General features: G+C 46.3%; 26 protein-coding genes and 1 tRNA gene. 6 read left to right on the forward strand and 21 right to left on the reverse strand.

The annotated features are described in order from the left end of the window. Positions 1 to 421 precede the first annotated feature (421 nt). The 4 genes from MKX98_RS33940 to rpsF all read right to left on the reverse strand — a co-directional run bounded on the left by MKX98_RS33940 (position 422) and on the right by rpsF (position 3,028). Positions 422 to 1,096 (reverse strand): SOS response-associated peptidase, encoded by a 675-nt coding sequence (locus MKX98_RS33940; RefSeq protein ID WP_216534859.1) that lies wholly within the window; start codon positions 1,094 to 1,096, stop codon positions 422 to 424. A gap of 810 nt (positions 1,097 to 1,906) precedes the next feature. Next, complete coding sequence (rpsR, locus tag MKX98_RS33945) at positions 1,907 to 2,179, reverse strand: 30S ribosomal protein S18 (protein WP_006207333.1); 273 nt, start codon at positions 2,177 to 2,179, stop codon at positions 1,907 to 1,909. Between the two features lie 21 nt (positions 2,180 to 2,200). Next, positions 2,201 to 2,695, reverse strand: coding sequence for a single-stranded DNA-binding protein (ssb, locus tag MKX98_RS33950; RefSeq protein WP_071219337.1), 495 nt, complete (start codon positions 2,693 to 2,695; stop codon positions 2,201 to 2,203). Positions 2,696 to 2,743: 48 nt separating this feature from the next. After that, positions 2,744 to 3,028: a 30S ribosomal protein S6 gene (gene rpsF / locus MKX98_RS33955; RefSeq protein WP_009591503.1), complete on the reverse strand. Its 285-nt coding sequence runs from the start codon at positions 3,026 to 3,028 to the stop codon at positions 2,744 to 2,746. A 238-nt stretch (positions 3,029 to 3,266) separates the two neighbouring features. Between rpsF and MKX98_RS33960 the strand changes: the two genes are divergently transcribed. After that, positions 3,267 to 3,461 carry a YjzC family protein gene (locus tag MKX98_RS33960; protein ID WP_071219336.1) on the forward strand — a complete coding sequence of 65 codons (195 nt, stop codon included), beginning with the start codon at positions 3,267 to 3,269 and terminating at the stop codon, positions 3,459 to 3,461. A gap of 579 nt (positions 3,462 to 4,040) precedes the next feature. Here the strand turns inward: MKX98_RS33960 and MKX98_RS33965 are convergent. The 4 genes from MKX98_RS33965 to MKX98_RS33980 all read right to left on the reverse strand — a co-directional run bounded on the left by MKX98_RS33965 (position 4,041) and on the right by MKX98_RS33980 (position 5,687). Continuing rightward, positions 4,041 to 4,131 (reverse strand) — tRNA-Ser (locus MKX98_RS33965). A 106-nt stretch (positions 4,132 to 4,237) separates the two neighbouring features. Continuing rightward, a complete protein-coding gene (locus MKX98_RS33970; protein WP_071219319.1) occupies positions 4,238 to 4,459 on the reverse strand; it encodes a DUF951 domain-containing protein in 222 nt (73 codons plus the stop codon). A gap of 69 nt (positions 4,460 to 4,528) precedes the next feature. Further along, positions 4,529 to 5,416, reverse strand: coding sequence for a mechanosensitive ion channel domain-containing protein (locus tag MKX98_RS33975; RefSeq protein WP_220687050.1), 888 nt, complete (start codon positions 5,414 to 5,416; stop codon positions 4,529 to 4,531). 16 nt (positions 5,417 to 5,432) lie between these two features. Continuing rightward, positions 5,433 to 5,687 carry a DUF3343 domain-containing protein gene (locus MKX98_RS33980; protein ID WP_194545000.1) on the reverse strand — a complete coding sequence of 85 codons (255 nt, stop codon included), beginning with the start codon at positions 5,685 to 5,687 and terminating at the stop codon, positions 5,433 to 5,435. Between the two features lie 260 nt (positions 5,688 to 5,947). Here MKX98_RS33980 and yyaC point away from each other — a divergent pair, with 260 nt between their 5' ends. Then, positions 5,948 to 6,553 (forward strand): spore protease YyaC, encoded by a 606-nt coding sequence (yyaC, locus tag MKX98_RS33985; RefSeq protein ID WP_194540271.1) that lies wholly within the window; start codon positions 5,948 to 5,950, stop codon positions 6,551 to 6,553. Here the strand turns inward: yyaC and MKX98_RS33990 are convergent. The 12 genes from MKX98_RS33990 to rpmH all read right to left on the reverse strand — a co-directional run bounded on the left by MKX98_RS33990 (position 6,528) and on the right by rpmH (position 19,346). Further along, positions 6,528 to 7,028 (reverse strand): DUF4446 family protein, encoded by a 501-nt coding sequence (locus tag MKX98_RS33990; RefSeq protein WP_194540272.1) that lies wholly within the window; start codon positions 7,026 to 7,028, stop codon positions 6,528 to 6,530. The genes yyaC and MKX98_RS33990 overlap by 26 nt on opposite strands. Positions 7,029 to 7,066: 38 nt before the next feature. Continuing rightward, positions 7,067 to 8,215, reverse strand: a complete 1,149-nt coding sequence (locus MKX98_RS33995; protein ID WP_339220782.1) for an aminotransferase class V-fold PLP-dependent enzyme — start codon at positions 8,213 to 8,215, stop codon at positions 7,067 to 7,069. A 237-nt stretch (positions 8,216 to 8,452) separates the two neighbouring features. Continuing rightward, entirely contained in the window at positions 8,453 to 9,292 is an 840-nt protein-coding gene (locus tag MKX98_RS34000) for a ParB/RepB/Spo0J family partition protein (protein WP_113058531.1), read from the reverse strand. Further along, positions 9,285 to 10,046: an AAA family ATPase gene (locus tag MKX98_RS34005; protein WP_071219313.1), complete on the reverse strand. Its 762-nt coding sequence runs from the start codon at positions 10,044 to 10,046 to the stop codon at positions 9,285 to 9,287. The genes MKX98_RS34000 and MKX98_RS34005 overlap by 8 nt, the downstream gene beginning before the upstream one ends. Positions 10,047 to 10,312: 266 nt before the next feature. After that, positions 10,313 to 11,131, reverse strand: a complete 819-nt coding sequence (noc, locus tag MKX98_RS34010; RefSeq protein WP_194540273.1) for a nucleoid occlusion protein — start codon at positions 11,129 to 11,131, stop codon at positions 10,313 to 10,315. Between the two features lie 1,470 nt (positions 11,132 to 12,601). Continuing rightward, entirely contained in the window at positions 12,602 to 13,324 is a 723-nt protein-coding gene (rsmG, locus tag MKX98_RS34015) for a 16S rRNA (guanine(527)-N(7))-methyltransferase RsmG (RefSeq protein ID WP_339220785.1), read from the reverse strand. A gap of 3 nt (positions 13,325 to 13,327) precedes the next feature. Beyond that, the gene (gene mnmG / locus MKX98_RS34020; RefSeq protein WP_339220787.1) at positions 13,328 to 15,214 is read right to left on the reverse strand and encodes a tRNA uridine-5-carboxymethylaminomethyl(34) synthesis enzyme MnmG; all 1,887 of its coding nucleotides are present in this window, start codon (positions 15,212 to 15,214) and stop codon (positions 13,328 to 13,330) included. Between the two features lie 109 nt (positions 15,215 to 15,323). Continuing rightward, entirely contained in the window at positions 15,324 to 16,700 is a 1,377-nt protein-coding gene (mnmE, locus tag MKX98_RS34025) for a tRNA uridine-5-carboxymethylaminomethyl(34) synthesis GTPase MnmE (protein ID WP_339224659.1), read from the reverse strand. 189 nt (positions 16,701 to 16,889) lie between these two features. Continuing rightward, complete coding sequence (gene jag / locus MKX98_RS34030) at positions 16,890 to 17,678, reverse strand: RNA-binding cell elongation regulator Jag/EloR (RefSeq protein ID WP_194540276.1); 789 nt, start codon at positions 17,676 to 17,678, stop codon at positions 16,890 to 16,892. Further along, the gene (locus MKX98_RS34035; RefSeq protein WP_071219308.1) at positions 17,675 to 18,562 is read right to left on the reverse strand and encodes a YidC/Oxa1 family membrane protein insertase; all 888 of its coding nucleotides are present in this window, start codon (positions 18,560 to 18,562) and stop codon (positions 17,675 to 17,677) included. The genes jag and MKX98_RS34035 overlap by 4 nt, the downstream gene beginning before the upstream one ends. A gap of 75 nt (positions 18,563 to 18,637) precedes the next feature. Then, positions 18,638 to 18,988, reverse strand: a complete 351-nt coding sequence (gene rnpA, locus MKX98_RS34040) for a ribonuclease P protein component (protein ID WP_009591465.1) — start codon at positions 18,986 to 18,988, stop codon at positions 18,638 to 18,640. Positions 18,989 to 19,211: 223 nt separating this feature from the next. Beyond that, a complete protein-coding gene (rpmH, locus tag MKX98_RS34045; RefSeq protein ID WP_006207379.1) occupies positions 19,212 to 19,346 on the reverse strand; it encodes a 50S ribosomal protein L34 in 135 nt (44 codons plus the stop codon). 455 nt (positions 19,347 to 19,801) lie between these two features. Here rpmH and gnd point away from each other — a divergent pair, with 455 nt between their 5' ends. The 4 genes from gnd (at position 19,802) to gntK (ending at position 24,675) form a co-directional block, all read left to right on the forward strand. Continuing rightward, positions 19,802 to 20,701, forward strand: coding sequence for a phosphogluconate dehydrogenase (NAD(+)-dependent, decarboxylating) (gene gnd, locus MKX98_RS34050; RefSeq protein WP_339220789.1), 900 nt, complete (start codon positions 19,802 to 19,804; stop codon positions 20,699 to 20,701). A 134-nt stretch (positions 20,702 to 20,835) separates the two neighbouring features. Continuing rightward, the gene (locus MKX98_RS34055) at positions 20,836 to 21,513 is read left to right on the forward strand and encodes a GntR family transcriptional regulator (protein WP_194540278.1); all 678 of its coding nucleotides are present in this window, start codon (positions 20,836 to 20,838) and stop codon (positions 21,511 to 21,513) included. 163 nt (positions 21,514 to 21,676) lie between these two features. Continuing rightward, complete coding sequence (locus MKX98_RS34060; RefSeq protein WP_071219305.1) at positions 21,677 to 23,038, forward strand: GntP family permease; 1,362 nt, start codon at positions 21,677 to 21,679, stop codon at positions 23,036 to 23,038. Positions 23,039 to 23,127: 89 nt separating this feature from the next. After that, positions 23,128 to 24,675: a gluconokinase gene (gene gntK / locus MKX98_RS34065; RefSeq protein ID WP_339220792.1), complete on the forward strand. Its 1,548-nt coding sequence runs from the start codon at positions 23,128 to 23,130 to the stop codon at positions 24,673 to 24,675. A 126-nt stretch (positions 24,676 to 24,801) separates the two neighbouring features. Here gntK and MKX98_RS34070 read toward each other — a convergent pair whose 3' ends face one another. Beyond that, positions 24,802 to 25,182: a hypothetical protein gene (locus tag MKX98_RS34070; RefSeq protein WP_339220793.1), complete on the reverse strand. Its 381-nt coding sequence runs from the start codon at positions 25,180 to 25,182 to the stop codon at positions 24,802 to 24,804. Between the last annotated feature and the right edge of the window lie 556 nt (positions 25,183 to 25,738).

The raw sequence follows: 25,738 nt of genomic DNA on the forward strand, positions 1-25,738 counted from the left end.
TCTCCGTTGTATATCCTTAGTTTACTGAAAATGTATGTAATATCAAGATTTATTTACAATTTATAACTATAATCACTTGTGGTTTAATAGTTTACATGTGATATTTTATTACGCAAACTATAAAATTACAACATCACCTACTCTGATCGAGCTTATCGCGTTAGGTACAAGTTAAATTATTTAACGTATATAGAGGTCGTCTTCCTTGATTACAACTAGAAACTATTTTTATGTTATATATTGTCCTTACGATATGCTTCAATTCGGTATTAGATGACGTGTATTTATGCTTCTGCTTTCTCATAGTTTAGCTTCCTACAGCGTTAACGCTTAAAAAAAGCAATCCAGGACTGTGGTCCGGATTGCTTTTATGTTGAATTCCATGTCAGATAAATCAACCTTGCTCTTTCATACTTGCGAACTACAGATTCTTCACCCAAGCGAGCTTTAAATCCATCTCTTCAATGCACTGCTGGTGATCATGCGTATCGTCAGCCACTAAAGGCGTCACCGGATACATTCGCATCTGCCCGCGATACGTATGAAGCAGCGGATGCACCGCATGTCTCCCTTGGATCTCCGGATCCAGCCACTTTTCCATGTTTTCCTCTGACAGAATCGCCGGCATTCGTGTTTCGAACTCTCGAATCGCTTCATTGGCCTCTGTCATTAGAACCGTGCATGTTCTCATTTCATTTCCCCTGGCATCGCGCCATGTCTCGTATAAACCAGCCATACCGAATATTTCATGATCCCCGATTACGGTCCGTACCGCATAACTCCGTTTACCAACCGTTCGCCAGTAATATAAACCGTTACAAGGGATCACACAGCGTCTTGTGTCAATCGCTTTACGGTAAGTGGGATTTTGATCAACGGTTGTAATATCAGCATTGACTGCGTCTTTACCCCAATAGGGCACTAACCCCCATCGATACTCATCAAGCACTCGTTCTCCCTGTTCTTGTATAATGACCGGCATGGTTTGGGTAGGGCTAATGTTGTACCGGCTCTTGTAGTAATACATTACCCGATTAATGCCAAAACGTTGATTCACTTCATCGATCCCTGCGGACAGCGAGAATCGTCTACACATATAACTACCTCCTTTTTCCTTTATCGTTTGGATAATGGAGGCGGAATATGCATAATAAGACTAACAACATGGAGCTTCCACTGCTTGTACGCTTGTATCCCTGGAGTGGACATCATAAAATTGAAAGGTTTCTGCAACTTTTATGTAATCACAATATTAAATTTTCTGTGCCACTCTGTCGTGGCAATGTTCTTCTATCATGTTTGTATACGATAGACATCATTCTCAATTATGTAAGCATGGGGTCTACTTAAATCGTTCTCTTTTTTTAGGCATCTTTTCGAGGGTATATTACTTTCAAAGTGGAGATCGTCCCAGCGCTCATTTGATGAGCTGATACATACCTATATATAATAGAAGGAATTTTTTCAGGTTGCTTCTTTTTCACCTTCATAACCGGTTTTTTATTTCTTACATGGAGTACTCCGTTATGTATAAAAATGTATTGCTTACAATAGACACTGTCCGTTTAAAGAAGACATCATTTCAGGGCTTTAAAACTGGAAAGCTTTACACCAGGCTTGTATTTGTCGGCAGCTATTTTTCTTCTTTAGTGTACACTCTGAGGAGACACGATTCTTCCGTGGAGACATTGTGCGTCCCAACATTTGGATAACTCCTTTTAACGCCGAAATGAATATTGCTTCAAAGCCCTGAGCTTTCATACTTGTGAGGTACGCTTGGTTTTACTTATATGGCCCTCATCTCTAACAATTCTCATCACATCTCTCATTAAGCCAACCCTGGGCTCTTCCATAATAAAAAAGCGAACCAGCCTATGATTAGGCTGGTCCGCTTTGACACAAATGATTACTCAGTTGTGTATGGAAGCAATGCGATTTGACGGGAGCGTTTGATCGCAATCGTCAGAGCACGCTGATATTTAGCGCTAGTACCTGTTACACGACGAGGCAAGATTTTTCCGCGCTCGCTGATGAATTTCTTGAGCAGGTCTGTATCTTTATAGTCAATGTGAGTAATTTTGTTCACAGTGAAGAAACATACTTTACGACGCTTGTTGCGGCCGCCGCGGCGTGCCGGTCTTTTGTCGTTGTCTCCGCCTTCTCTTTGTTTAAAAGCCATGTGTTGTCAGTCCTTTCCGTATTAAAATGGCAAATCATCATCCGAAATATCGATCGGTTTTCCTTCATCGGAAAAAGGATCCTGATTGTTGTTTCGCGAGTAGTTATTGTTCCCGCGGTTTCCGCCACTGCTATTGCTGTTGCTTCCTCCGCTAAACGATGATTCCTCACGATTTCCTCCGCCACCGCTTGTTTCACGGTTTGACTCCAAGAAGCGAACATTATCGGCAATGACTTCGGTGACGTATACACGCTTACCTTCGTTATTCTCGTAATTCCGCACTTGAATGCGCCCTTCTACAGCCGTCAGACGGCCTTTACGCAGATAGTTTGCACAAGTCTCCGCAAGCTGTCTCCAGGTCACGACCGGAATGAAATCCGCTTCGCGCTCCCCGCCTTGTCCGGTAAACGGACGATCGACAGCAAGTGTAAATTGCGTTACAGCAACACCTGAAGGAGTATATCGCAGCTCGGGATCCTTAGTCAGTCGGCCAATCAAAATGACACGGTTCAACAATCCAATCCCCTCCTTAGAACGAAATCAATTACAAAGTTTATTTACGTATTAAGCAACGTCGTTCGTGATGAGATAACGAATAACTTCGTCAGAAATCTTCATGAGACGCTCAAGCTCAGCTACAACTTCAGGTGTTGCGTTGAAGTTTACCAGAACGTAGACGCCATCACGGAATTTCTTGATCTCATACGCAAGACGGCGTTTACCCATTACGTCATGCTTTGTAATTTCTCCGCCGTTGGAGATGATGCCTTGGAATTTATCGACTGCAGCTTGAACAGCTTCTTGTTCAATGTCAGGACGAATAATGTACATCACTTCATATTTGCGCATATGTTTCACCTCCTTATGGACTTCGGCCCTCAATCTCTGTTGAGAGCAAGGAGCGAGTCTAACTCGCACCATAATACTATATCAGAACGGGTGATCGGATGCAAGTTTCTTTTCGGTGCTGAATCTGTGCCCTTCCCTTTATTCCCGCGCCTTTCTCACTTTCCCTGCAATGATTTAGGGTCCAATGGCGCATGATAATACATGCAGTCCATCCATCATAATGAGGAGGAATTCCACAATGGGAGAACAGTCCGAATTTCGTGCGGGTGATAAAGCTCCAAACAACGGTATTTATATGGAAGTGGGTGTCAGAGACCACATCATGGGGATCGAAAACCCTCGTCAAATTAAAATGAGCAAAGGCGATACCTTTCCCGAAACCCAAAATGATGATCGTGTATGGTTAAACAAGCGCCGAGTGCAGCCTAAGTAATCAAATCGCCTGAATGGATCAACAGCCTAGAAGAGCTTTGCACATGTGCCTACAGCATCTTGTGTACAGGGAGATGTCAGAACATTGCTTGAAAACTGTCAGCTAATCCATGAAAACTAAACATTTAATGTTGGGATTTTCATCCAGTGAAATTCGCATGTATACAAACCGACCTTTATGCGCACATTATAATCAGGCGGTGCATGAGAGAGGTGTGGTTCCGTTGAACGTTGCAGCAGAACGACGCATGAGGTTTCTGATCGTCACACGGATTGCAAGCTGAGGAAATGAGCCGAATGCTTGACCGCTTGGACAAGTGAAGCTATTGACAAGGTTCGCAGAAGTGCTGATAAAATGATTCCAATTCACAAGCACCGCCTACCCAGAAAGAAGGGCCCAATCGGGCCCTTCTTTTTTCGTTCAAAGCTCGGGACCTTTGCTCATGCTTGTAGCAACGAAAAACACCCCCACAGATCGTCTGCATGAGGGTGTTTTATTCAAGGGCGCTTTACAGCTTAACGCCTAACTTATGTATCAAACATCGTTTATATCCATAACAGCGGAACTTTCAACGATTGGTGGCGGAAAGGGTGGGATTCGAACCCACGCACGCCTTGCGACGCCTAGCTGATTTCGAGTCAGCCCCCTTGGGCCTCTTGGGTACCTTTCCACAGCAGAATTGATTATATCATGGAAACGTTATCTGGTCAATAGCTTGTCGATCTCACTGTTCCTTGGATTTCAATGACCGCTTGGAACGCTTAGGAGAGGAGATATTACGGTGTATCTCCCGCCCCTTCCGTCTCCTGAGCCGAACGCAAAACCTTCTTCATATTCTTCTCAAACTTTACACGGGGAATCAACACGCTATGCTGACACTTGGTACATTTGATCCGAATATCCATCCCCATGCGAATAATCTCCATCTCATTATTTCCACAGGGATGAGGCTTCTTCATCTGAACGATATCCCCTAACTGAAATACCTTGCGCTCCATGGCTATCGCTCCCTTTTACTTCTCTATTACTTCTTCTATCTATTATATATCATTGGATAACCGGTTAGATCAAGCCTGAACGCGTTCTTGTCCCATATCCCGTGCTTCAATAGCCTGTTTGATATCCGTAAATATCTGGCGCTCCACATACTCTCTTGCATTGGGATTGCATTCCGCCACTATACGAACAACATATTCAGAAGTATTCAATGACTGGATTCCTAATACATCCGGTGTCCGCTGGACCTCTGGGCGTCGGTCCATGATTCCCGTAAGAGCCGACTGAATTAGCGTAATCGTATCCTTCACCTGCTGGTCGTTCTTTACGGGCAAATCTACAATGGCTAATGAATTGGAAAGGGAGTAATTCGTGACGCTGGTAATCATTCCGTTCGGAATAATATAGGTCTCTCCATTCAATCCTTTAACTCGCGATGTGCGAAGTCCGATCATTTCAACAGTTCCCCGGTACTCACCACTCTTGATTACGTCGCCTACTGCAAACTGATCCTCGAATATAATGAAGAATCCGGTAATAACATCCTTCACTAAACTCTGTGCACCAAAACCTATGGCAAGGCCAAGTACCCCGGCACCGGCTAACAGTGGCCCTAACTCGAAGTTGAACTCTGAGAGAATGATCAAAATCATAACAAAGTTGCACACAACAGAGGTTACATTTTTTAGCAACTCCCCTACCGTGACAAACCGTCTTGAGTTCACTTGAATTCGGCTCTTCTCCTGCCTAAGGATAAACTGATCAATCATCTTATACACAACTCGTATCACGAGACGCGTCAGAATAAAAATGATAATGACCCGAATGCCGGATGACAGGATATTCATCCACATCTCTTCATTCGTTAACCATCTCCATATCTGATCCTTCAAACCCTCAGCCTCCTCAGCCAATGTCTCTAAATTCACATCCCCAGATAAGTAACTAAAGCCCCTCATCCCTGATGTCCTCCCCTTACTCTTCGATGTTGATATACTTCTCGTTGTTATCCAACGCAAAGATACCCCGGATCTCCACATGCTCCTGTCGGATGATCGCTTGAACATCATTTAACGCATCAGGCGGGAATTGAATCGATAATGCACAGCCAGCCGTAATCTCTTTTGGTGTAGGAAAAAGATCAATTTCGATATCCGCGTACTCCAGCAGCATTTCTGCACGCAGCGCCTGCTGGGTGGAATCAAATGCGATCAACATCGCGCCTTCCACTGCCCCGTCCCCCTCCATCATAGCTATCATTTTCTCTAATTTCTTCTCATCATCATTCCCAATGATTAAGAGTTTTATATAAACCTTTTCATAGATCAAGTATATTCATATACCTCATTCTGCCCAGGCACATTCCTTATCCTGAGAACATTCTTCTGTCCGAGTTGAATTTAAATCACATTTTAAGCGAATCCCAAAGTATAAAAACAGTCTTTCATCCATATACTGATACTACCAAATGCAGACGAAAGGAAGATTCTATGAACCGTCTATCTAAAATCACGTCTCGCCCGGAGGCTTCCAGCTTAAAAATACCACACACGGACCCTAATATCCATTCTGCTATTATACATCGCTTGCTCTTCCATCTATCTGACGCCCGTATTCAGCATCGTCCGCTTGTCATTGTCTGCATCGGTACCGACCGTTCTACCGGCGATTGTCTGGGACCCCTTGTCGGCACCTCGCTTGCACGCTACAACAGTCCCCTGTTTCATCTCTATGGCACGCTGGACGAGCCTGTCCACGCCATGAATCTGAAGGATACACTAACGGCGATATATGAAAAATTCGACAACCCTTTTGTGATCGGCATTGATGCGTGTCTGGGGCAATCATCAAGTGTAGGCTCTATTCAGATATCCGATGGCCCTCTAAAGCCCGGAGCTGGCGTACATAAAGAATTACCGCCGGTCGGCGATATCCACGTAACGGGCATCGTCAATGTCGGCGGCTTTATGGAATACTTCGTATTGCAGAACACTCGCTTAAGCTTGGTCATGCGGTTGTCCGATATTATTGCAACCTGCCTATTTGCAGGCATTAAAGAGTGGAACCGTTCTACCCTTCTTGCAGCGCAAGAGTGACGGCCTCTTTTTCTTCCGGAGACAATGGATATTTGGACTGCCCATCCTTCAGTGGTTTAGCGTACACATAGGAGCTCTCCCGGTTATGCAGACCGGTCAGCACGATCCCTTCCTCTTGTTCACTGAGAATAGCCAGGGAGAAGCTCATTTCGTTCCCCCGCTCGCCAAACGCATTGTATCGTACGATACCAACCTTGGACTTCATTCCTTTCAAACTGCCGCTGATCGTATCCAGCATTTTTTGATGATGGGCATGGCCCTCTTCAATCTCATCCATTTGGATTTTCAGTTGGACCAACAGCGATTCGATATCTTCTACCCCACTGCCTGCCATCATCGCATCATAACGACGCTTCATTTTACGCAGTTTTGTCCCTTGAACAATTAAAGTTATCCATAAGATCAAGATGATCATGACCATTCCGACGACAAACCAATGAAGCTGCTCCATGATCAATTCATTTAATTCAGACATGCTTTCTTCCTTCCTCTTCTCCATCTTGATCTATTTGATTATCTATGAATTTCCACAATCGCCTTTCGCATGAGCTCTACTTCGTCACGGCTAGTAGATATCCCCACACTCGCTCTGACTGCACCTGTCTGTTCCGTGCCTGATGCCATATGAGCAAGCGGTGTGCAATGAAAACCAGCACGCACGGCAATCCCATATTCCCGGTCCAGTCGAAAAGCTAACTCGGACGCGCTGTATCGCTCTGACACAAAAGCTACGATACCTGTCCTCGCTTGACCAAGTGCAGGACCTAATATTCGAAGGCCTCCTACCTCTTGCAGACCCTCAATCATATATTGGGTTAGCTCCCATTCGTGTTGGTAAATATGCTGCGGTGTCCATTCAAGCACCTTCTTCACACCCGCTTTCAGTCCCGCATGTCCAATCGTGTTAGGCGTCCCTGCCTCATATCGATCCGGACGTACCGTCGGCTGTTCAATAGCCTCTGATTGACTCCCTGTGCCTCCGTGCAGTAATGGTTCCAGATCAATATCAGGCGAGATATACAACCCGCCTGTTCCTTGCGGCCCCAGAAGCCCTTTATGCCCCGGAAAAGCCAACATGCCTACATGCATCGCCTCCACATGAAGATCCAGCATACCGGCACTCTGGGCAGCATCTACGAGCAGTACAGCCCCTTTTCTCTTCACCAGTTCACCGATTTCAACGAGAGGAATGATGGAACCAAGAAGGTTGGAGCTGTGACTACACACAACAAGCCTAGTATTAGAACGAAAAGCCCCCTCTATTAGTTGCAGGTCAAGCTGACCTTCCTCATCGACAGGAATATAGTCTACTTGTACCCCTCGGGTGCGTTTCAAATACTCTAACGGTCTGCGCACTGAATTATGTTCAATCATGGTCGCAATCACATGATCGCCCTCACGCAAATACCCTTTGATCGCTAAGTTCAACGCTTCAGTTGTATTCGATGTCAGCGCAATATCATTAGGATTCTTCACCCCAAACAAGTCTGCGAGCGTCCTCCTTGTTCCATAGAGCACACGGGAAGCTTTCACCGCCATCCGGTGACTCCCACGTCCCGGGTTTGCAGCCGCCTCTTCCATCGCCTTTCTCATCGCCTCAAATACTTCGGGCGGCTTTGGCCACGAAGTGGCTGCATGATCCAGATAAACGATCGGGTCCATGATATTTCACCTTCATCTTTGCCGTATTGGTGTCTCTTAACAGAATATATCCAAATATCTTCAAGTTCGGAGTATCAAGGCCGTGGCTTCATGTTTAGTTAAATAAAGACATATCTCATTCCCCTTACAGGAACGTCGACATGTCTTTGGTTTTTAATCGCACTCATTTGCTGTTCAACCATTTGTGACTCAACCCATTACGCATGATAGTTTCTTCTTCAACAGCACCACGGCTCTTTATTGAAGAAGTTCCAACAATCGCTCCAGGTCCTGTTTACTATAGTAATTAAGCTCAATCTTCCCTTTATCCTTATTGTGCTTAATTTTTACCGTAGTTTTAAAACGTTCTCTTAGATCCTCTTCCAGATGATCGATATAAGGATCTCTATTCTTAACCTTAGGCTTTGCTTTATCCGTTGGTTTGCGATCCAGATTCTTAACCGCTTCCTCTAATTCACGGACACTCCACTCTTGCTCCACACACTGTTTTGCCAACTGTTTAACAAGAATGGGATCCTTAATTCCAACGATCGCCCGGGCATGTCCCATAGATAATGTTCCACGTGAAACATTGTCCTTCACTTCTTCAGGTAGAGAAAGCAATCGCAAAAAGTTAGCGATGTGTGAACGAGACTTCCCCACCTTCAATGACAGCTCTTCTTGCGTTAAGGAAAATTGTTCCATCAAGCCTTGGTAAGCTACAGCAATCTCCATGGCGTTCAGGTTCTCCCGCTGCAGGTTCTCGATCAGCGCAATTTCCATGACTTGTTGATCGCTAAATGATCGAACCACTGCCGGTATCGTTGCTTTGCCGCAATATTGGGACGCCCGGAATCTGCGCTCCCCGGCAATAATCTCATACCCTTTCAGCACACTGCGGACGATAATCGGTTGGATAACTCCATGCTGGCGGATCGATTCCGCCAATTCCTGGATAGCCTCATCGTTAAATGTCTTGCGCGGCTGATACGGATTCGCTCGCAATTGACTAAGCGGAATTTCCACTACCTTGTCATCATCATGAATAGACAAAGATGGAATAAGCGCATCCAGCCCTTTTCCCAATCGTTTACTCATACGAGATCACTTCCTTTGCCAGCTCCAAGTATACTTCCGCTCCCTTAGATCGAGGATCATAAGTAATGATCGACTGTCCATGAGATGGTGCTTCACTCAAACGAATATTTCTAGGAATAATCGTTCTGTACACTTTTTCCTGAAAATACTTTTTCACTTCTTCAATCACCTGAATGCCCAAGTTCGTGCGCGCATCCAGCATCGTCAACAATACACCTTCAATCTTAAGCGATGTATTCAGATGTTTCTGAACAAGGCGAACCGTATTCAGCAGCTGACTCAGACCCTCGAGTGCGTAGTATTCACATTGAATCGGGATGATCACGGAATCGGCTGCGGTCAATGAATTAATCGTTAAAATGCCAAGCGATGGAGGACAATCAATCAAAATATAATCATACTGGGGTTTGACTAATTGAAGTGATTTCTTCAATCGTACTTCACGAGATATCGTAGGAACAAGCTCAATCTCAGCACCAGCCAATTGAATGGTTGCCGGAATGATGTCCAGGCCTTCGATGTTAGTCCCACAGATGGCGTCCTTCGGGTGTACTTCATTGATGATAATATCGTAAATGCAATTTGCAACATCGGCTTTATTAATGCCAACCCCACTCGTCGTGTTACCTTGGGGGTCAATATCCACCAAAAGCACCCGTTTGCCAAGCGAAGCCAATCCAGCTCCCAGATTGACGGAAGTCGTCGTTTTGCCGACACCGCCCTTTTGATTTGCTATGGCAATTATCTTTGACACTCATTTCACCTCAATGTAGGAAGACTCTTCTAAGTAGTCGCAATAGATGATATACAGCATAGGCTGTATATGTAATAAGCGAGCGATCCCGATGATCTCGGGATGCCCAGGATATAGCGGCGATGAAAATGAGTAATAATAAATTACATGTTTCTCATCTGCAACATCAAACCAAAACCTTTCGTTAAGCAACATAGACCGCTGCAGAGCATTATCTCTTGGTCAACAGAAAAAGCGGTACGATGCATACCGCTTCACACCATATCTTAACGTTTAGGTATTTTTATAACGATTTCATAGTGATCTTCATGATCATTCTCTGTTGTTTTAATAGCCATCCCAGAGCCTGAGACCATATCGATCGATTGGCGGATCGTGTTCAGAGCCAGGCGAACATCCTTGCTGTACGATATACGCTTCGCCTTCTTCATTGTTGTTACTTCTTTATAAAAGGCAATTCGTGCCTCTGTCTGCTTCACATTCAGTTCCTTGGTAATGATCTCGTCCAGCACTTTAAGCTGGGTTTCTTCATTATCCAATGAGAGCAGCGCACGCGCATGGCGTTCCGTCACCTTGCGTTCCATCAATGCCAACTTGACTGCTTCCGGCAGCTGCAGCAAACGAATCTTGTTTGCAATTGTGGACTGGCTTTTGCCTAGCCGCTGTGCCAAGCTCTCTTGTGTCAATTGATGAAGATCAATCAACTTCTGATAAGCCACTGCCTCTTCAATCGAAGTAAGGCCTTCACGCTGCAGATTCTCGATTAACGCAATGGAGGCAGCTTGTGAATCGTTGAACTCCCGAACAATGGCCGGAATCGTGTCCAGACCCAGCTTCTTAACCGCACGCCAGCGGCGTTCCCCTGCAATGATCTCATACATGCCATTTCGGACACGAACGACAATAGGTTGAATGACTCCATGGGTTTTAATTGTCTGAAGTAATTCATCAATCTTCTCGTCATCAAAAATCGTCCGTGGCTGGTATGGGCTGCTGACAACCTCGTTTACCGGGATTTGTTTCACTTCATCCCCTTGGTTCCGCTCTGCCGCTAAGCCAAACAATCTCGAAAATTGTTCTTTCATTCCGTATATTACCACCTAATTTCATGATAGCACGGATAAGCCTCCGAATATCCCGGAATCGGTTATACGATTGGATAACCACAACATGGAGTCATACACGGATAGTCCAACCATCCATTGGCGCTAGAATCCACTGTGGTGCCAGGCATTTCCCTGCAAAAACAGATTTCATGCTGATCGGAGAAAGACGCCTATGGTGATCATTGCCGTATTTCTCTGATCAAACCGCTGCATGAAGCGGTTGCTTCTTGAGAGATATAACAGGAGGTTTTATCATGATGCTTACGATCGATCGATATCTCACAAGTGGTATATATGTTTTTCTATTTCGCTTAAGGCCATGATCCCATGGGATGGCATGGTACCTTCCAAAAAACAGCAGCCACAACGATCAAAGTTGTTGACTGCACGAAGCAAGGATGGAAAAGTGACCAAACCAGGATTTATACTCTTTCATCCTATTAAAGAACGGGCAAACCGGCCCTTCTGTCCAAATGGATACTACGATTCTATTCTACCACTTTTTGTCCTATAACTCTATTCTCCAATATCACCTTTTTTCCTTCATTTCTCGTTTGCTTTATACATGATTTGTGCACAGTTCCAAAGTTTTGGCGTCGAAATCATGTTATTGAGCCACATCATCTACCCAGCAGCCTTTCTTGTGATTCTAGATTCAGAATAATTGTAGGATTTGCCAATAGATTAAATCTGTTGAACAACCATTATCATCAAAGTCTAAGTAGAACGAATCTATATTAGTAGTAGATTCACTCGATTGATGCACATCATGGTTCACTGCTCCCTGCAAGTTCCCCTGTCCAGTGCATGAATACGATGGATAGTTGCTGACAAACTTTTTTTGAGATTTCCATCTTCATTATTCAAATTAAATAACATAGTTGATGTTGAAATTAATTTGTCAAAGAGTTTAATGCTTCCATATAGATGCCTAGCTTATAACTCACAGCAAACTTTGAATGTTTCACGTGAAACATTCAAAGTTTATGAGATACATTCACAGTGTGGATGTCCATCCTTATTTAAAAGCTCAGCTTTAATCACCCTGCTCCCTTTAGAGGTAACCTCCGTTCCACTTGATAAAAAAACGTAAAAGTGAGCGTGCCATTGAGTCGTAAAAAACTTCTTATGAGATCCTTAAGGGCTTCCTCTCAGTCGGTTATCTGTGATGTATGTTTTCTTGTTTCACCTCTCTAATTATAATGACAACCGATAAGAGTAGGGCTTAATCAACGAAAATACAACAAATCAATTTCTATATACTTCATATGTAAATAAAACTAATATTAACGACCTCCCTTCCCTCTCAAGGCAAATCTACAAAGTCAATAAAAAAGAGAAGGACTCCATAGAGTCCTTCTCTCGAATGGTTTGCATGTCTTCTAGCAAAGGTTGCCTCTGCAAGGGAGACCCGCGTGATTGACAGTATCTAGATCGATGGCAAAATGCTTACACGATCGGCGTTTTACTGGCCGTACCCACCTTACGGGGGTACTTGGAAGGCGTGGCTCCCTTTTTATCGATCACCACGATATGCCGACCTGATTGCTCTACGGGTAAGGAGAATGAGTGAACCTTGTTCAAAGCCCCTCTCAGCTCTTTCAAGCTGCGAGCAGCCTCCTTCACCTCTTCCGTAGGGTCACTGCCCTTCATCGCTGCGAATCGCCCCCCTACCTTCGTAAAAGGTAGGCAGAACTCGTTCAACACAGCCATGCGAGCTACCGCTCTCGCTGTGACCAGATCGAACCCATCACGGTATCCCTGCTTGCGAGCAACCTCTTCCGCACGCCCGTGGATCAGTTCAACCCCCGTCAGGCCAATCGTATCCACGACATGCTTCAGAAAGTTAATCCGTTTGTTAAGTGAATCCACAATCGTCAGATGCACATGCGGGAAACATATTTTCAGAGGAATACCCGGGAAGCCAGCACCTGATCCGATATCCGCCAGATTGCCGATTTGGGTCATATCCACATAAAAGGCGAGCGTAATCGAGTCGTAAAAATGCTTCGTATAGACTTGCTCCCGTTCCGTAATTCCAGTTAAATTCATTCTCTCGTTCCACTCCACCAGTATTTCGTAATACATCTCGAACTGCTGGAGCTGTTTCTCATCAATCGTGATCCCGTGCTCTCCGAGCCGGTCAACAAAAGCCTTCTGAATGTCGTCCATTCCTTATCCTTTCGCTGCGGTTACCCGGTTATAATGCTCCAGGTAAACGAGAAGTATCGAAATATCCGCCGGTGTTACGCCGGCAATGCGCGATGCCTGGCCAATGGAGATCGGACGGATCTTGTTCAGCTTCTGCCGAGCTTCCATGGCCAGTCCGTTGATCTCGTCATAAACGATATCCTCCGGAATGCGTTTCTTCTCCATCTTCTGCAGCTTTTCCACATGTCCCAGCTGTTTCTCAATATAACCCGCATATTTGATTTGAATTTCGACTTGCTCTTTCATTTCCTCATCCAGCTCGTATGGAGACGGGGAGAGCGACTCAATCATCGCATACGTAATTTCCGGACGGCGCAGAATCGTCAGCATATTGCTTCCGTCCACGATTGGTGCTGATCCGGCTGCTTCCAGCATCGCATTTACGTCAACCGGCTTCACCTTCGTTTGGCGAAGACGCTCGATCTCCTGCTCAACGAGCTGCTTCTTCAGCACGAATTTGGCATAACGCTCTTCCGAGATCAGTCCGATATCATGGCCGATTTCGGTAAGACGCAGATCGGCATTATCATGGCGAAGCAGCAGACGGTATTCTGCACGGGAGGTGAGCAAACGATAAGGCTCATTTGTCCCTTTGGTCACCAGGTCATCAATCAGCACTCCAATATAACCCTGGGAGCGATCCAATATAACAGGCTCTTTGCCCTGCACTTTACGTGCCGCATTGATACCCGCCATAATGCCTTGACCTGCTGCCTCTTCATATCCCGAGGTTCCATTGATCTGTCCAGCCGTGAACAGACCCGGCAGTTTTTTCGTTTCCAGAGACGGCCACAGCTGCGTTGGCACCATCGCATCATACTCGATAGCATACCCGTTACGCATCATTTCTACCTTCTCCATTCCGGGAATGGAGCGAAGAACCGCAAGCTGAACATCCTCAGGCATGCTGGTGGATAGCCCTTGCACGTAGTATTCTTTCGTATTTTTACCTTCAGGCTCAAGGAAAATCTGATGCTTCGGCTTGTCGGCAAAACGAACGATTTTGTCTTCGATAGACGGGCAGTAACGTGGTCCAGTACCTTCAATAACACCAGAGAACATCGGTGCGCGGTGAAGGTTGTCATTGATAATCTGGTGCGTATCCACCGACGTATACGTCAACCAGCAAGGAAGCTGCTCATTGTCGGAGGATTTTGTTTCATAAGAGAAGAACTTAGGCTTCTCATCCCCAGGCTGAATTTCGGTCTTGGAGAAATCAATCGTATCCTTATGCACCCGCGGTGGTGTACCTGTCTTGAATCGAACAAGGTCGAAGCCAAGCTCGCGCAGGTTATGCGCAAGTTTTACGGACGGCTGTTGATTGTTCGGACCGCTCTCATACATCAATTCACCCATAATGACTTTACCGCGCAAATACGTACCGGTTGTCAGCACAACCGCTTTCGCACGATATTCCGTACCCGTCTGCGTCACGATCCCAACGCATACGCCATCTTCTACGATGAGCTGATCCACCATACCCTGACGAAGGGTAAGCTTCTCTTCCTTCTCCATCGTCTCTTTCATGGTATGCTGATAAGAAAACTTATCCGCTTGAGCACGCAGTGCGTGGACAGCCGGACCTTTACCTGTATTCAACATTCTCATTTGAATGAAGGTTTTATCGATATTGCGTCCCATTTCTCCGCCCAGTGCGTCGATTTCGCGAACGACATGGCCTTTTGCAGGTCCTCCAATGGACGGGTTACATGGCATAAAAGCAACCATATCCAGGTTAATTGTAACCATCAACGTTTCAGCACCCATTCGTGCAGATGCAAGTGCAGCCTCACAGCCGGCATGTCCTGCACCGACTACAATCACGTCATAAGTGCCACCCATATAACTCATAGCTCACCCTCCTGTTCTAATTGTGTTATATACGTAATCAAAGGGATTCCACCTCGGATTTCCCTGAAAATGTTGAGCTGTTCCTACTATATATAGTAAGGCTTGAAGCTTATTTACCCAAGCAAAACTGTGAAAAAATCTGATCAATGAGCGAATCGCCAACCGCTTCACCCAATATCTCACTTAACTGCTCCCAGGCCATTCTCACATCGATTTGGATCATATCGATCGGAATGAGCTGTTCAGCCGCATCATAAGCATCCTGCAGCGACTGCCTGGATTTCTTCAGCAAAGCAATATGTCGCACATTGCTCACATACGTCAGATCTCCGCCTTCAATCTGGCCGCTGAAGAACAAGTTGGATATGGCCTCTTCCAGACGGTCAATACCCTCTTGCGCCTTCACCGACATCGGAACAATCAATTCATCGGGATAGTATCGATGGAGAATGTCCAGATCGAGATTAGACGGTAAGTCCATTTTATTCATAATGATAATACATTGTCTACCGCGTATTTGTTCCATCAATTCCAATTCGTCCTGATGCAGCGGTTCATTGGCATTCAGCACGAGCAGAATGAGATCCGCTTCGTTAACCGCATGCTTGGATCGTTCAACGCCGATCTGCTCGACCACATCCATCGTTTCCCGGATACCCGCGGTATCAAGCAGCTTCAACGGAATGTTGTTAATGGTGACAAATTCCTCAATCACATCGCGAGTCGTGCCGGGTATATCCGTGACAATCGCGCGATTATCCTGGGCCAGTGTGTTCAGAAGCGAAGATTTGCCCACATTGGGGCGACCGATAATAGCTGTCGTAATCCCTTCACGCAGGATTTTCCCTTCTTGTGCGGTCTTCAGCAGCTTATCAATTTCACCCATGACAAGCTGGCTTTTCTCTTTAATGAACTCTGAAGTAAGCGACTCCACATCATGCTCAGGGTAATCGATATTCACTTCGATATGGGCCAGCGTTTCGACCAGGGTATGCCGCAGCTCGTTGATCTTACGGGATAACGTTCCTTCGACCTGCTTGAGCGCAACGGAGAAGGCGCGATCGGATTTCGAGCGAATCAGGTCCATAACGGCTTCCGCCTGGGACAGATCGATCCGGCCGTTTAAGAAAGCCCGCTTCGTAAATTCACCGGGTTCCGCCAAACGGATGTTTAATTGAAGCAACAGATCCATGACGCGTTTTACGGAGATGACCCCGCCATGCGCGCTGATCTCGACGACATCCTCGGTCGTGAATGATCGTGGAGCACGCATCACAGTTACAAGGACCTCTTCGAGGTTTTCTCCCGTTTTTGGATCCACAATATGACCGTAATGAACGGTATGGGAATCCACTTGTGTTAACTTGTTTTTACTTTTGAATATACGCTCCACTTCCGGAACGGAGTCCGGACCGCTGACGCGAATAATCGCAATGCCGCCTTCACCGACAGCTGTTGAAATAGCTGCGATCGTATCACTAAACATCGCTTCCTTCACCTCTTTCTTTGTAAAAAACATCGGAATTACAGCCATACCATGTACAATCCGGCTTCTTCATCTATCAACTTGAAAGAAAAACCTCCAACGGGATCTTCCTCTATAGGTCTCTTTAAAAAACAATGACTCCCTCTTGAAGCTTAAGGAGTCATTGTTTATATATACTCTTCAACTCATTTAGGACGACTTGGGTGTAATGACAACCCGCCGGTTCGGCTCTTCGCCCTTGCTGTACGTCTTCACGGCTCCATGCGACTGGAGTTTAGCGTGAATCACCTTCCGTTCAGCAGCAGGCATAGGCTCAAGCACAATCTCTTTACGGGTCTTCAGTACCCGTCCCGCTAACCGATCCGCCAGATCCTCCAGCGTCTTCTTGCGACGGTCTCGGAAGTTCTCCGCATCCAGTACGATGCGAAGATAGCTGTTGGAATAACGGTTAGCTACGATATTTGCCAGATACTGAAGGGCATCCAGAGTCTGACCTCTACGCCCGATCATCAATCCGAGTCCGGCGCCAGAAATTTGAAGCGTGGTAAAGTCTTTCCCCTTCTCAATCTCAACCGAAATATCTAGCCCCATGGCTTGTCCGGTATCCTTAAGAAAGGTGATGGCTTCCTGATAAGGATCCTTGCCTTCAAACGAAGCTGTGGCAGGGTTCTCTATATCACTGCTGACAGCAGGAGGTTCCTGCGTCATAACAGAGGTATTGGAGACCTGAACCACTTTGGCCGGAACGGCTTGCGCGTTTGTAGGAGGTACTTCCTTCACAGATGAATCGCCGCCGGCACCGTCAGGCAGGAGCGTTAGTTCGACTTTCGCTTCCTTGACCCCAAACAGGCCCAGGAATCCTCTTGATGGCTGACTCAATACTTGAACCGATACACGGTCTTGACTTACACCCCATCGGGCCAGCCCTTGTGCGACAGCATCTTCAATGGTTTTTCCTGTTGCGACGATTTTAGTCATCTCGACTTCTTGGCTCCCTTCGAACCTTTTTTCCCGCCTTTGCTGCCACTCTTTTTCCCGCCCTTGTTACCGCTCTTACTCTTCTGACCGTCGGTTGCGCTGGCAACACTTGCCACGACAGCAGCCTTGTCATTGTTGCGGTACAAGAAGTAATTCTGCACGATGGTGTAGAGGTTACTGTAGAACCAGTACAACGGAAGTGCTGAAGGGAACTGGAAGGACATTACAAAGATCAGAATCGGATAAACGAACAGCATGAACTGCATCATCCCCATTTGTGGAGACGGGTTCATCTTCATCATCATTTTCGTTTGGAAATAAGTCGTTGCAGCGGCAAGCACCGGCAAAATAAACAGCTTGTCCGGTTGACCTAATTGCAGCCACAGGAATTCGTGATCACGAAGGAGATTGTTATAGTAAATCGAATGATAGAGTGCGATAAATATCGGCATTTGTACGATCAGCGGCAAACATCCCGCCATCGGATTAACCTTATTCTCCTGGAAGAGCTTCATCGTTTCCATTTGAACTTTTTCAGGTTGATCTTTATATTTCTCGCGAATTTTCTGAATTTCAGGCTGAATGGCCTGCATTGCCTTCGAGCTTCTGACCTGTTTCAGAGTCAGCGGTAAAATCAAGGTACGGACGATAAGCACCATCACGAGTACGGACAATCCGTATTCACCGTTAAACCATGTAGCAAACGTATCAAGTGCCCATGTAAAGTAATAAACAACGTTGCTCTGCCAAAAGCCTCCATTTTTCAAGTCTTCAATGGTACGCGTTTGGTCAGCTCCAGGCGCACAACCTGATATAACGGCCACTGCAAGTATTACAGCGGTGAGGAGGAACCATTTTCCTCGTCTTGTCTTCATGAACGACACTTCAAAACCCCTCTCTTCGCCATTCCATTCCACGGTAAATCATAACATATTTATATGGACAAATAAACACATGGTTCAGCCCCTCTTCGCTTTCAGAAGGGACGATTTCCTCAATACATGAAGCACGCTTTTCTCCAGCTCCTGATAAGACTTATCGAGGGCTCCCTTTCGAACGATAAAGATCAGGTCGATATGCTCGATAATCTGATGCTGATGGTGCCTGACAATCTCTTTAACCAGCCGTCTCATCCGGTTGCGGACAACCGCATTGCCGATCTTTTTGCTGCATGAAACGCCAACGCGAAACTGCTCTACCTCTTTTTTGCGTGACCAGTATACAACAAATTGATGATTGGCGAAGGACTTTCCGTGTCGATATACCCGGCTGAAATCAGCGCGGTTCCGTAAACGAAGTTTTCTATGCACAAGTTTCTCCCGCCCTGCCGTTAATCAAGTTCAATAATCTTAAGCCTCTTTGGCATCTCTTCTATTATAATAGTATAGTCATGCCAAAACCGCGATAAACACTCCAATTGGAATACTTTAAGCCTACTTTAGCTTATATTCTGCCGGTTTCATAAGGAAACTCCTCACACTGCAGGAGATATTACGAAAAAAAGACCACCTCGGTGGTCTTCGTGGCACAATATTACGCGCTCAGTACTTTTCTGCCTTTTTGACGGCGATTAGCCAATACTTTGCGTCCGTTCTTCGTGCTCATTCTTTTACGGAAGCCATGTACCTTTTTACGTTTGCTTACATTCGGTTTGAAAGTCGGTCTCATGAATTAATGCACCCCCTTACAGGAATATGTCTTACCCATATTTTAAGATCATAACGTCAATCGACGCACTTTCACGGAAGAATAGACCGCGATTTGTTGAACCGACGTCTATGGACGTATCTCTTGTAAACAGACCGCTAAATGGTAGCGGATAATGTTCTCATCTTCACAGAAAATGCCTTTATACATTTAATCACGTTCAGGCCCAAAAGTCAAACCTTACTTGACCTCGGCAAGCACTTAAGTTTTCCACAAGTAGTCATTATTGCTAGTTTTGAATTATCCACATGGGGATAACCTATTTTAAAACATTGTGGATGTCATTTTTCGATCCATGTAAGTCCTTTCATCGCTCGCATGCCCCCTTATTTACACAAGAGGTATAAAGGAGTAGTATAAATAATTGAATTTAAGTTGTATACAAGTATACACCTAAGAAGGAGCTGCATTGTTTTATGAAAATAGGCATGATCGGTCTGGGGAAAATGGGCCTCAATCTGGTTCAGAATCTGATTCATCATCAGCATCAGGTCGTAGCTTACGACTTAAATACGGAATTGGTCGATCAAGCTGCCCAATGTGGTGCCGAAGCCGCAGCATCAACTGAATTGCTCGTTGCGAAACTGGATAAACCCCGCATCGTATGGATGATGGTGCCTGCCGGAAATATTGTGGATTCCGTCATTGATTCTCTCACTCCGCTCCTCGAGTCCGGTGATATTCTGATTGACGGCGGCAACTCGCATTATAAAGATTCCAAATCCCGTGCAGCACGTCTAGCAGACCAAGGCTTACATTATTTTGATGCCGGCACTTCCGGAGGCATGGAAGGCGCACATCATGGTGGCTGCTTTATGATTGGGGGCAATCGCGACATATTCACCAGCATTGAGCCCCTGTTTAAGGATATGGCTGTCGAGAACGGTTACTTGTATGCCGGTGAAAGCGGCAGCGGCCATTTTCTGAAGATGGTCCATAACGGAATCGAATACGGTATGATGCAATCCATTGCGGAAGGCTTTGAAGTATTGGAAAAAAGCGCATTCGACTTCAACTATGAGGATGTCGCCCGGGTATGGTCCAATGGATCCGTCATTCGCAGCTGGCTCATGGAGCTGACGCAAAACGCATTTTCCAAGGATCCGAAGCTGGATGGCATCAAAGGCGTGATGAAATCGTCCGGCGAAGGAAAGTGGACCGTAGAAACGGCGCTTGAGGTACAAGCCAGCGCACCGGTTATCGCCATGTCGCTGTTTATGCGCTATCGTTCCCTTGACCAAGATACGTTCCACGGCAAAGTCGTTGCAGCGCTGCGTAATGAATTCGGCGGCCATGCAGTTGAGAAGTCGGAATAACGTTGATTCTCTTCTATAACCTGCTGCTTCTTAAGGGCATCATGTCATAGCCTCATCATGGTCCCTTCTCCTTTCGATGTGGTATCATTACCACTAGAGAAAATTAGAATCAGTACGGATTGGAGAATTATGCTATGAAATTTCCCTCAACATGGCTTCAGGGGGCCTCTCTAGGAGAGGCCATCGCCAGTGAACTGAGATTGCAGATTATTAGCGGCATCATCAAGCGCGGAGAAATCCTGTCGGAGAATCGGATTGCAGGTGAATTCGGCACCAGCCGATCTCCTGTGCGGGAAGCAATGAAAACGCTGTCCAGCGAAGGATTGATCCAATTGGAGCGCATGGGCGCCGTTGTCATGGGCTTATCGCTTAAAGAAGTAGAGGAATTATACGATGTTCGTTTCCTTATCGAGAGCTTTGTTCAAGGCCAGGTGTTTGCGAATCCCCAGCCGGAATTAATCCAGCATTTAAAACAAATCGTCGATCGGATGGAGCTTGCAGCCAAACATCAGGACCCGGTTGAATTCTCCTATCAGGATTTGGCTTTTCATGAACGGATCATTACGGAAGCGAACCATAAACGGATTCTTCATCTGTGGAAGAGCATTCGCCCTATCGTAATCACAGTCATGTTAATTACGACCCGTCAGGTGTTTGGTGGCGGAGGCACCAAGATTCGGTATGTCATGGACAAGCATCTTCAGCTAATTGCAGAGATGGAATCCCTGGATCCGGCACGGATCCAAACGGCGGTTCAGCATTACTTCGATGATTCCCGTCAGACGCTTCATCTTAGTTTTCCGGAGGGTTAGCCTTAATCCTCCCTTCCTCCGTCTTACGAAACACTGTGCACGCTCTAAGTTGTCGACAAGTATACAATAGAATTCGCCTATGTTTTGGGTATACTACCGCAGAACAGCTCGATATTAACCATTTCCCAATTCAAAATGGGTAATCTATAGGAGGAAGCAAGATATGAATTCACTATTCGGTCTCAGTCATAATGCTACCTTAATGATCTGGACACTGCTGACGATCGTCTTCCTGATCGTGCTGATTTCCAAATATAAATGGAATCCTTTCGTAACTTTATTGATCTCCGCACTGATTCTTGGTCTATTGACGGGCATGCAGCCTGCGGATGTGATTACTTCGATAACCGGCGGTCTTGGCGGAACGCTAGGAACGATTGCAATCGTTATCGCCCTAGGGACCATGCTCGGAAAAATGATGGCCGAATCCGGCGGCGCTGAACAAATCGCCACCACCCTCGTGGACCGCTTCGGCGAGAAGCGCGTACACTGGGCCATGATGATTGTCGGCTTTATTGTCGGCATTCCCGTATTTTTCGAGGTTGGGGTCATCCTGTTGATTCCCATTGTCTTCACAGTTGCACGCAAAACGAAAATGTCCCTGCTGCACATCGGCATTCCGATTTTGGCCGGATTGTCCACCGTTCACGGTTTGGTACCACCGCATCCTGCTCCAATGATTGCTATTGAAGCATATGATGCCGACCTTGGCATGACGATTCTCTACTCGTTCCTGGTCGGGATCCCGGCAGCGATTCTGGCTGGCCCGGTGTTCGGCAAATTCATCGGCAAACGGATCCGTACTGAACCGCCCGAGGAGCTTGCTGAGCAGTTTTCGAGCAAAGCGGAGCGCGGTTTGCCCGGCTTTGGTATCACGTTGTTTACCATTTTGCTGCCGGTCATTCTGATGCTTATCGGTTCCGCAGCTGATATTATCGATCCGGAATCTACCAGCTTCATTTCCGTGTTCTGCAAATTTATCGGCCATGAAATCATTGCGCTGCTCATTGCTGCGGTCTTCTCCTTCTTCTCGCTTGGATTCGCCCGCGGCTTTAACAAACACGATCTGTCCCGCTTCACCAGCGAATGTCTCGCTCCAATCGCTACGATCATTCTGATCATCGGCGCAGGCGGCGCTTTCAAGCAGGTTCTGATCAACAGCGGCGTCGGCAATGCCATCGCCGAAATTGCAACCGGTGCAAATATCAACGTAATCCTGTTTGCGTGGCTTGTCGCGGCACTCATTCGGATCGCAACAGGTTCTGCAACCGTAGCCATGACAACCGCCGCAGGAATCGTTGCTCCTGTGCTCGCGATGACCCCCGGGGCCAACGTTGAGCTAGTGGTGCTCGCTACCGGAGCAGGCTCCATCGTACTGTCCCACGTGAACGATGCCGGCTTCTGGATGGTAAAAGAATTCTTTAACATGACGGTAGCCCAGACGCTGAAGTCCTGGACCGTGATGGAGACGATCCTGTCCCTGACCGGACTCGTGTTGGCTCTCGTTCTCAATGTAATTGTATAATGTAGCAATAAGACACATGGGGGCTCCTTGGAATGCTGATATGTTAAGCATCGAACCGGGTGCCCTTACGTAGAAAGAAGGTATGTCTCATGAGTACTCAGAACTATATGATCGGTGTCGATATCGGAACAACCAGCACCAAGGCCGTCCTTTTCAAAGAGAATGGTGAGGTTGTAGCCAAAGCCGGCGGTGAATATCCGCTGCTCACCCCTACTCCCTCTACGGCGGAGCAAGATCCGGAGCAAATTTTTCAGACCGTCATTTCCTCTGTTCAAGGGATCATGACACAGAGCGGGATAGATCCTGCTCAAGTTCTATTCGTTTCTTTCAGCGCGGCCATGCACAGCGTCATCGCCGTAGATAGCCAAGGCACTCCGTTGACTCGCTGCATTACATGGGCAGACAACCGCAGTGCAGCCTGGTCCGCGAAGCTCAAAAAGGAACTCGGCGGCATGGAGCTGTACCTTAGAACCGGAACTCCGATCCATCCGATGTCACCTGTGACCAAGCTGATGTGGATGCGCCATGAGCTGCCCTCCCTCTTTAACCAAGCAGCTAAATTCATTTCGATTAAAGAATATGTTTATTTCAAACTATTCGGCCAATATATTGTAGACCACTCCATTGCCTCCAGTACCGGGATGATGAACCTCGAGGAACTGGCATGGGATCAGCAGGCGCTGGAGCTCGCTGGCATCACGGAGGACCATTTATCTACGATAGTACCAACTTCGCATATCATGGAAGGCCTGAAAAGCGAGTATGCCGCAGCCATGGGGCTCTCCACTTCCACACCTTTCGTGCTTGGAGCTGCCGACGGTGTCCTGTCGAATCTCGGCGTGAATGCCATCAAGCCGGGAGTCGTTGCCGCTACCATTGGTACGAGCGGTGCGATCCGTACGGTTGTCGACAAGCCGATGACTGATCCGAAAGGTCGTATTTTCTGCTACGCATTGACGGAGAAGCACTGGGTAATCGGCGGCGCGGTTAACAACGGCGGCATGATTTTCCGCTGGGTTCGCGATGAATTTGCCGCCTCCGAGGTCGAAACCGCCAAGCGGCTCGGCATCAATTCTTATGATGTACTGACCAAAATCGCGGACCGTATTCCGCCAGGCTCGAACGGACTGCTATTCCACCCGTACCTAACCGGAGAACGCGCACCGTTATGGGATCCGAATGCCCGTGGATCGTTCTTTGGCTTAACCCTGAATCATAAAAAAGAGCATATGATCCGCTCCGTGCTGGAGGGCGTGATCTTTAATATGTATACCGTTCTGCTGGCGATGGAGGAACAAATCGGCCGACCGGCCAAAATTCACGCCACCGGCGGTTTCGCCCGTTCACCGATCTGGCGGCAGATGATGGCGGATATTTTTGACCAGCAGGTGATCGTGCCGGAGAGCTACGAGAGCTCTTGTCTTGGCGCCGTAGTCCTCGGTCTGTACGCTACAGGAAGAGCGGATTCACTCGACATTGTAGAGACGATGGTCGGCGGTACGCATGAACACCAGCCTGTGAAGGAAAGTTCTGATGTTTATAAGGCTCTGCTGCCGATCTTTATCCGCATTTCGCGGAAGCTGGAAGAAGATTATGAAGCCATTACCGAGTTCCAGCGCCGATTCGAGCAGTCGTAAAATTACTATAGAAGGAAAACCTCGATTCGACGAATATTCTTAGAAGAAGACAGACCTCGTGAAGATATTGTTTTTCTTGCGATATCAGGTAGATCATGCTTCAAAGTTGATACTTTCTAAAATCTATTAAAAAAGCCCGTTTTCGATGGAGCCGATCCATGGCGAAAACGGGTTTTTTTTGTCATAATGCCTGAGAAAAAAATATCCACAGTGAGAATCCATACCGAAAATTCCCGCTGCCTTACGCATAAAAAAGTAGAAATCGCTGGGCTCCGGATTATCAATCATCAGGTTCGAGGGAGACATATGAAACATAAAGCGTTGAAAAGCCTCATAACGGAAACCGCACCAGGCATAGATCAGCATCACGAGCGCCAATACGAAGAAACCTACTTTAGTCCCTCCATATGAAACACTTTTCTTCGAATAATAGCCCTGGGCCCACACGATAATAAGAACCAATGTGGCGGTCAGAGCGAGTAGTACACCTATTCTTCTCCCATTCATCGACTTCCCTTCCGTCCGCATCCGTGGCTCCCCCGTTCCGAAAAAAAGTCCTCAATTGGGAATCTATCGATTCCAATTGAAGACTATCCACAGCCATTTTTCACCTTTGGTTGATTTATTGGCTGCTAGAACATTCAACCATAAGTTATGAACAGATGGTGGGAGAAGAAAATTCTGCTTGCGAATCGGACAACCTGTGAATAATTTTTTGCGCTTTGAGGCCAATGATGTCGAAGGCTAAACAAATTATAAACAATATATAGTGGTGTGAATAAAAATTATGCACAACGTATTGAATTTGTGGATAAATTAGCGACATACATTGAAAACAAGGCCTTCTTTTGCTATGATGATATTACTTTTGGTTGTGAATATGTGAATGAAGCTATAATATTATCAACAGGCTGTGGATAAAGTTGTGAACAATTTCAATTTATCCATATTTTTTTGTTTCCACAGGAGTTAGTTCTGGGGATAATTAGACATCATTCATTTTCTTTCGACAATTCCACACATGGCTCTAGCCACATTTGGAAGATTTAAAGGAGTGACAGTT

Origin of the sequence: Paenibacillus sp. FSL W7-1332 (genome assembly GCF_037969785.1) — a bacterium.
Lineage (GTDB): Bacteria > Bacillota > Bacilli > Paenibacillales > Paenibacillaceae > Paenibacillus_AQ.

Bases quoted from the DNA above. Each gene is read 5' to 3' on its own strand.
- gntK (WP_339220792.1), top strand. From the start codon at position 23,128: ATGAGTACTCAGAACTATATGATCGGTGTCGATATCGGAACAACCAGC.
- MKX98_RS33970 (WP_071219319.1), bottom strand. From the start codon at position 4,459: ATGGAGCGCAAGGTATTTCAGTTAGGGGATATCGTTCAGATGAAGAAG.
- gnd (WP_339220789.1), top strand. From the start codon at position 19,802: ATGAAAATAGGCATGATCGGTCTGGGGAAAATGGGCCTCAATCTGGTT.
- MKX98_RS34070 (WP_339220793.1), bottom strand. From the start codon at position 25,182: ATGAATGGGAGAAGAATAGGTGTACTACTCGCTCTGACCGCCACATTG.
- rpsF (WP_009591503.1), bottom strand. From the start codon at position 3,028: ATGCGCAAATATGAAGTGATGTACATTATTCGTCCTGACATTGAACAA.
- yyaC (WP_194540271.1), top strand. From the start codon at position 5,948: ATGAACCGTCTATCTAAAATCACGTCTCGCCCGGAGGCTTCCAGCTTA.
- mnmE (WP_339224659.1), bottom strand. From the start codon at position 16,700: ATGTTTAGTGATACGATCGCAGCTATTTCAACAGCTGTCGGTGAAGGC.
- MKX98_RS33940 (WP_216534859.1), bottom strand. From the start codon at position 1,096: ATGTGTAGACGATTCTCGCTGTCCGCAGGGATCGATGAAGTGAATCAA.
- MKX98_RS34000 (WP_113058531.1), bottom strand. From the start codon at position 9,292: ATGAGTAAACGATTGGGAAAAGGGCTGGATGCGCTTATTCCATCTTTG.
- mnmG (WP_339220787.1), bottom strand. From the start codon at position 15,214: ATGAGTTATATGGGTGGCACTTATGACGTGATTGTAGTCGGTGCAGGA.
- noc (WP_194540273.1), bottom strand. From the start codon at position 11,131: ATGAAAGAACAATTTTCGAGATTGTTTGGCTTAGCGGCAGAGCGGAAC.
- MKX98_RS33990 (WP_194540272.1), bottom strand. From the start codon at position 7,028: ATGTCTGAATTAAATGAATTGATCATGGAGCAGCTTCATTGGTTTGTC.
- rsmG (WP_339220785.1), bottom strand. From the start codon at position 13,324: ATGGACGACATTCAGAAGGCTTTTGTTGACCGGCTCGGAGAGCACGGG.
- rpsR (WP_006207333.1), bottom strand. From the start codon at position 2,179: ATGGCTTTTAAACAAAGAGAAGGCGGAGACAACGACAAAAGACCGGCA.
- rpmH (WP_006207379.1), bottom strand. From the start codon at position 19,346: ATGAGACCGACTTTCAAACCGAATGTAAGCAAACGTAAAAAGGTACAT.
- jag (WP_194540276.1), bottom strand. From the start codon at position 17,678: ATGACTAAAATCGTCGCAACAGGAAAAACCATTGAAGATGCTGTCGCA.
- MKX98_RS33960 (WP_071219336.1), top strand. From the start codon at position 3,267: ATGGGAGAACAGTCCGAATTTCGTGCGGGTGATAAAGCTCCAAACAAC.
- MKX98_RS34060 (WP_071219305.1), top strand. From the start codon at position 21,677: ATGAATTCACTATTCGGTCTCAGTCATAATGCTACCTTAATGATCTGG.
- MKX98_RS33975 (WP_220687050.1), bottom strand. From the start codon at position 5,416: ATGAGGGGCTTTAGTTACTTATCTGGGGATGTGAATTTAGAGACATTG.
- MKX98_RS34055 (WP_194540278.1), top strand. From the start codon at position 20,836: ATGAAATTTCCCTCAACATGGCTTCAGGGGGCCTCTCTAGGAGAGGCC.
- MKX98_RS33995 (WP_339220782.1), bottom strand. From the start codon at position 8,215: ATGGACCCGATCGTTTATCTGGATCATGCAGCCACTTCGTGGCCAAAG.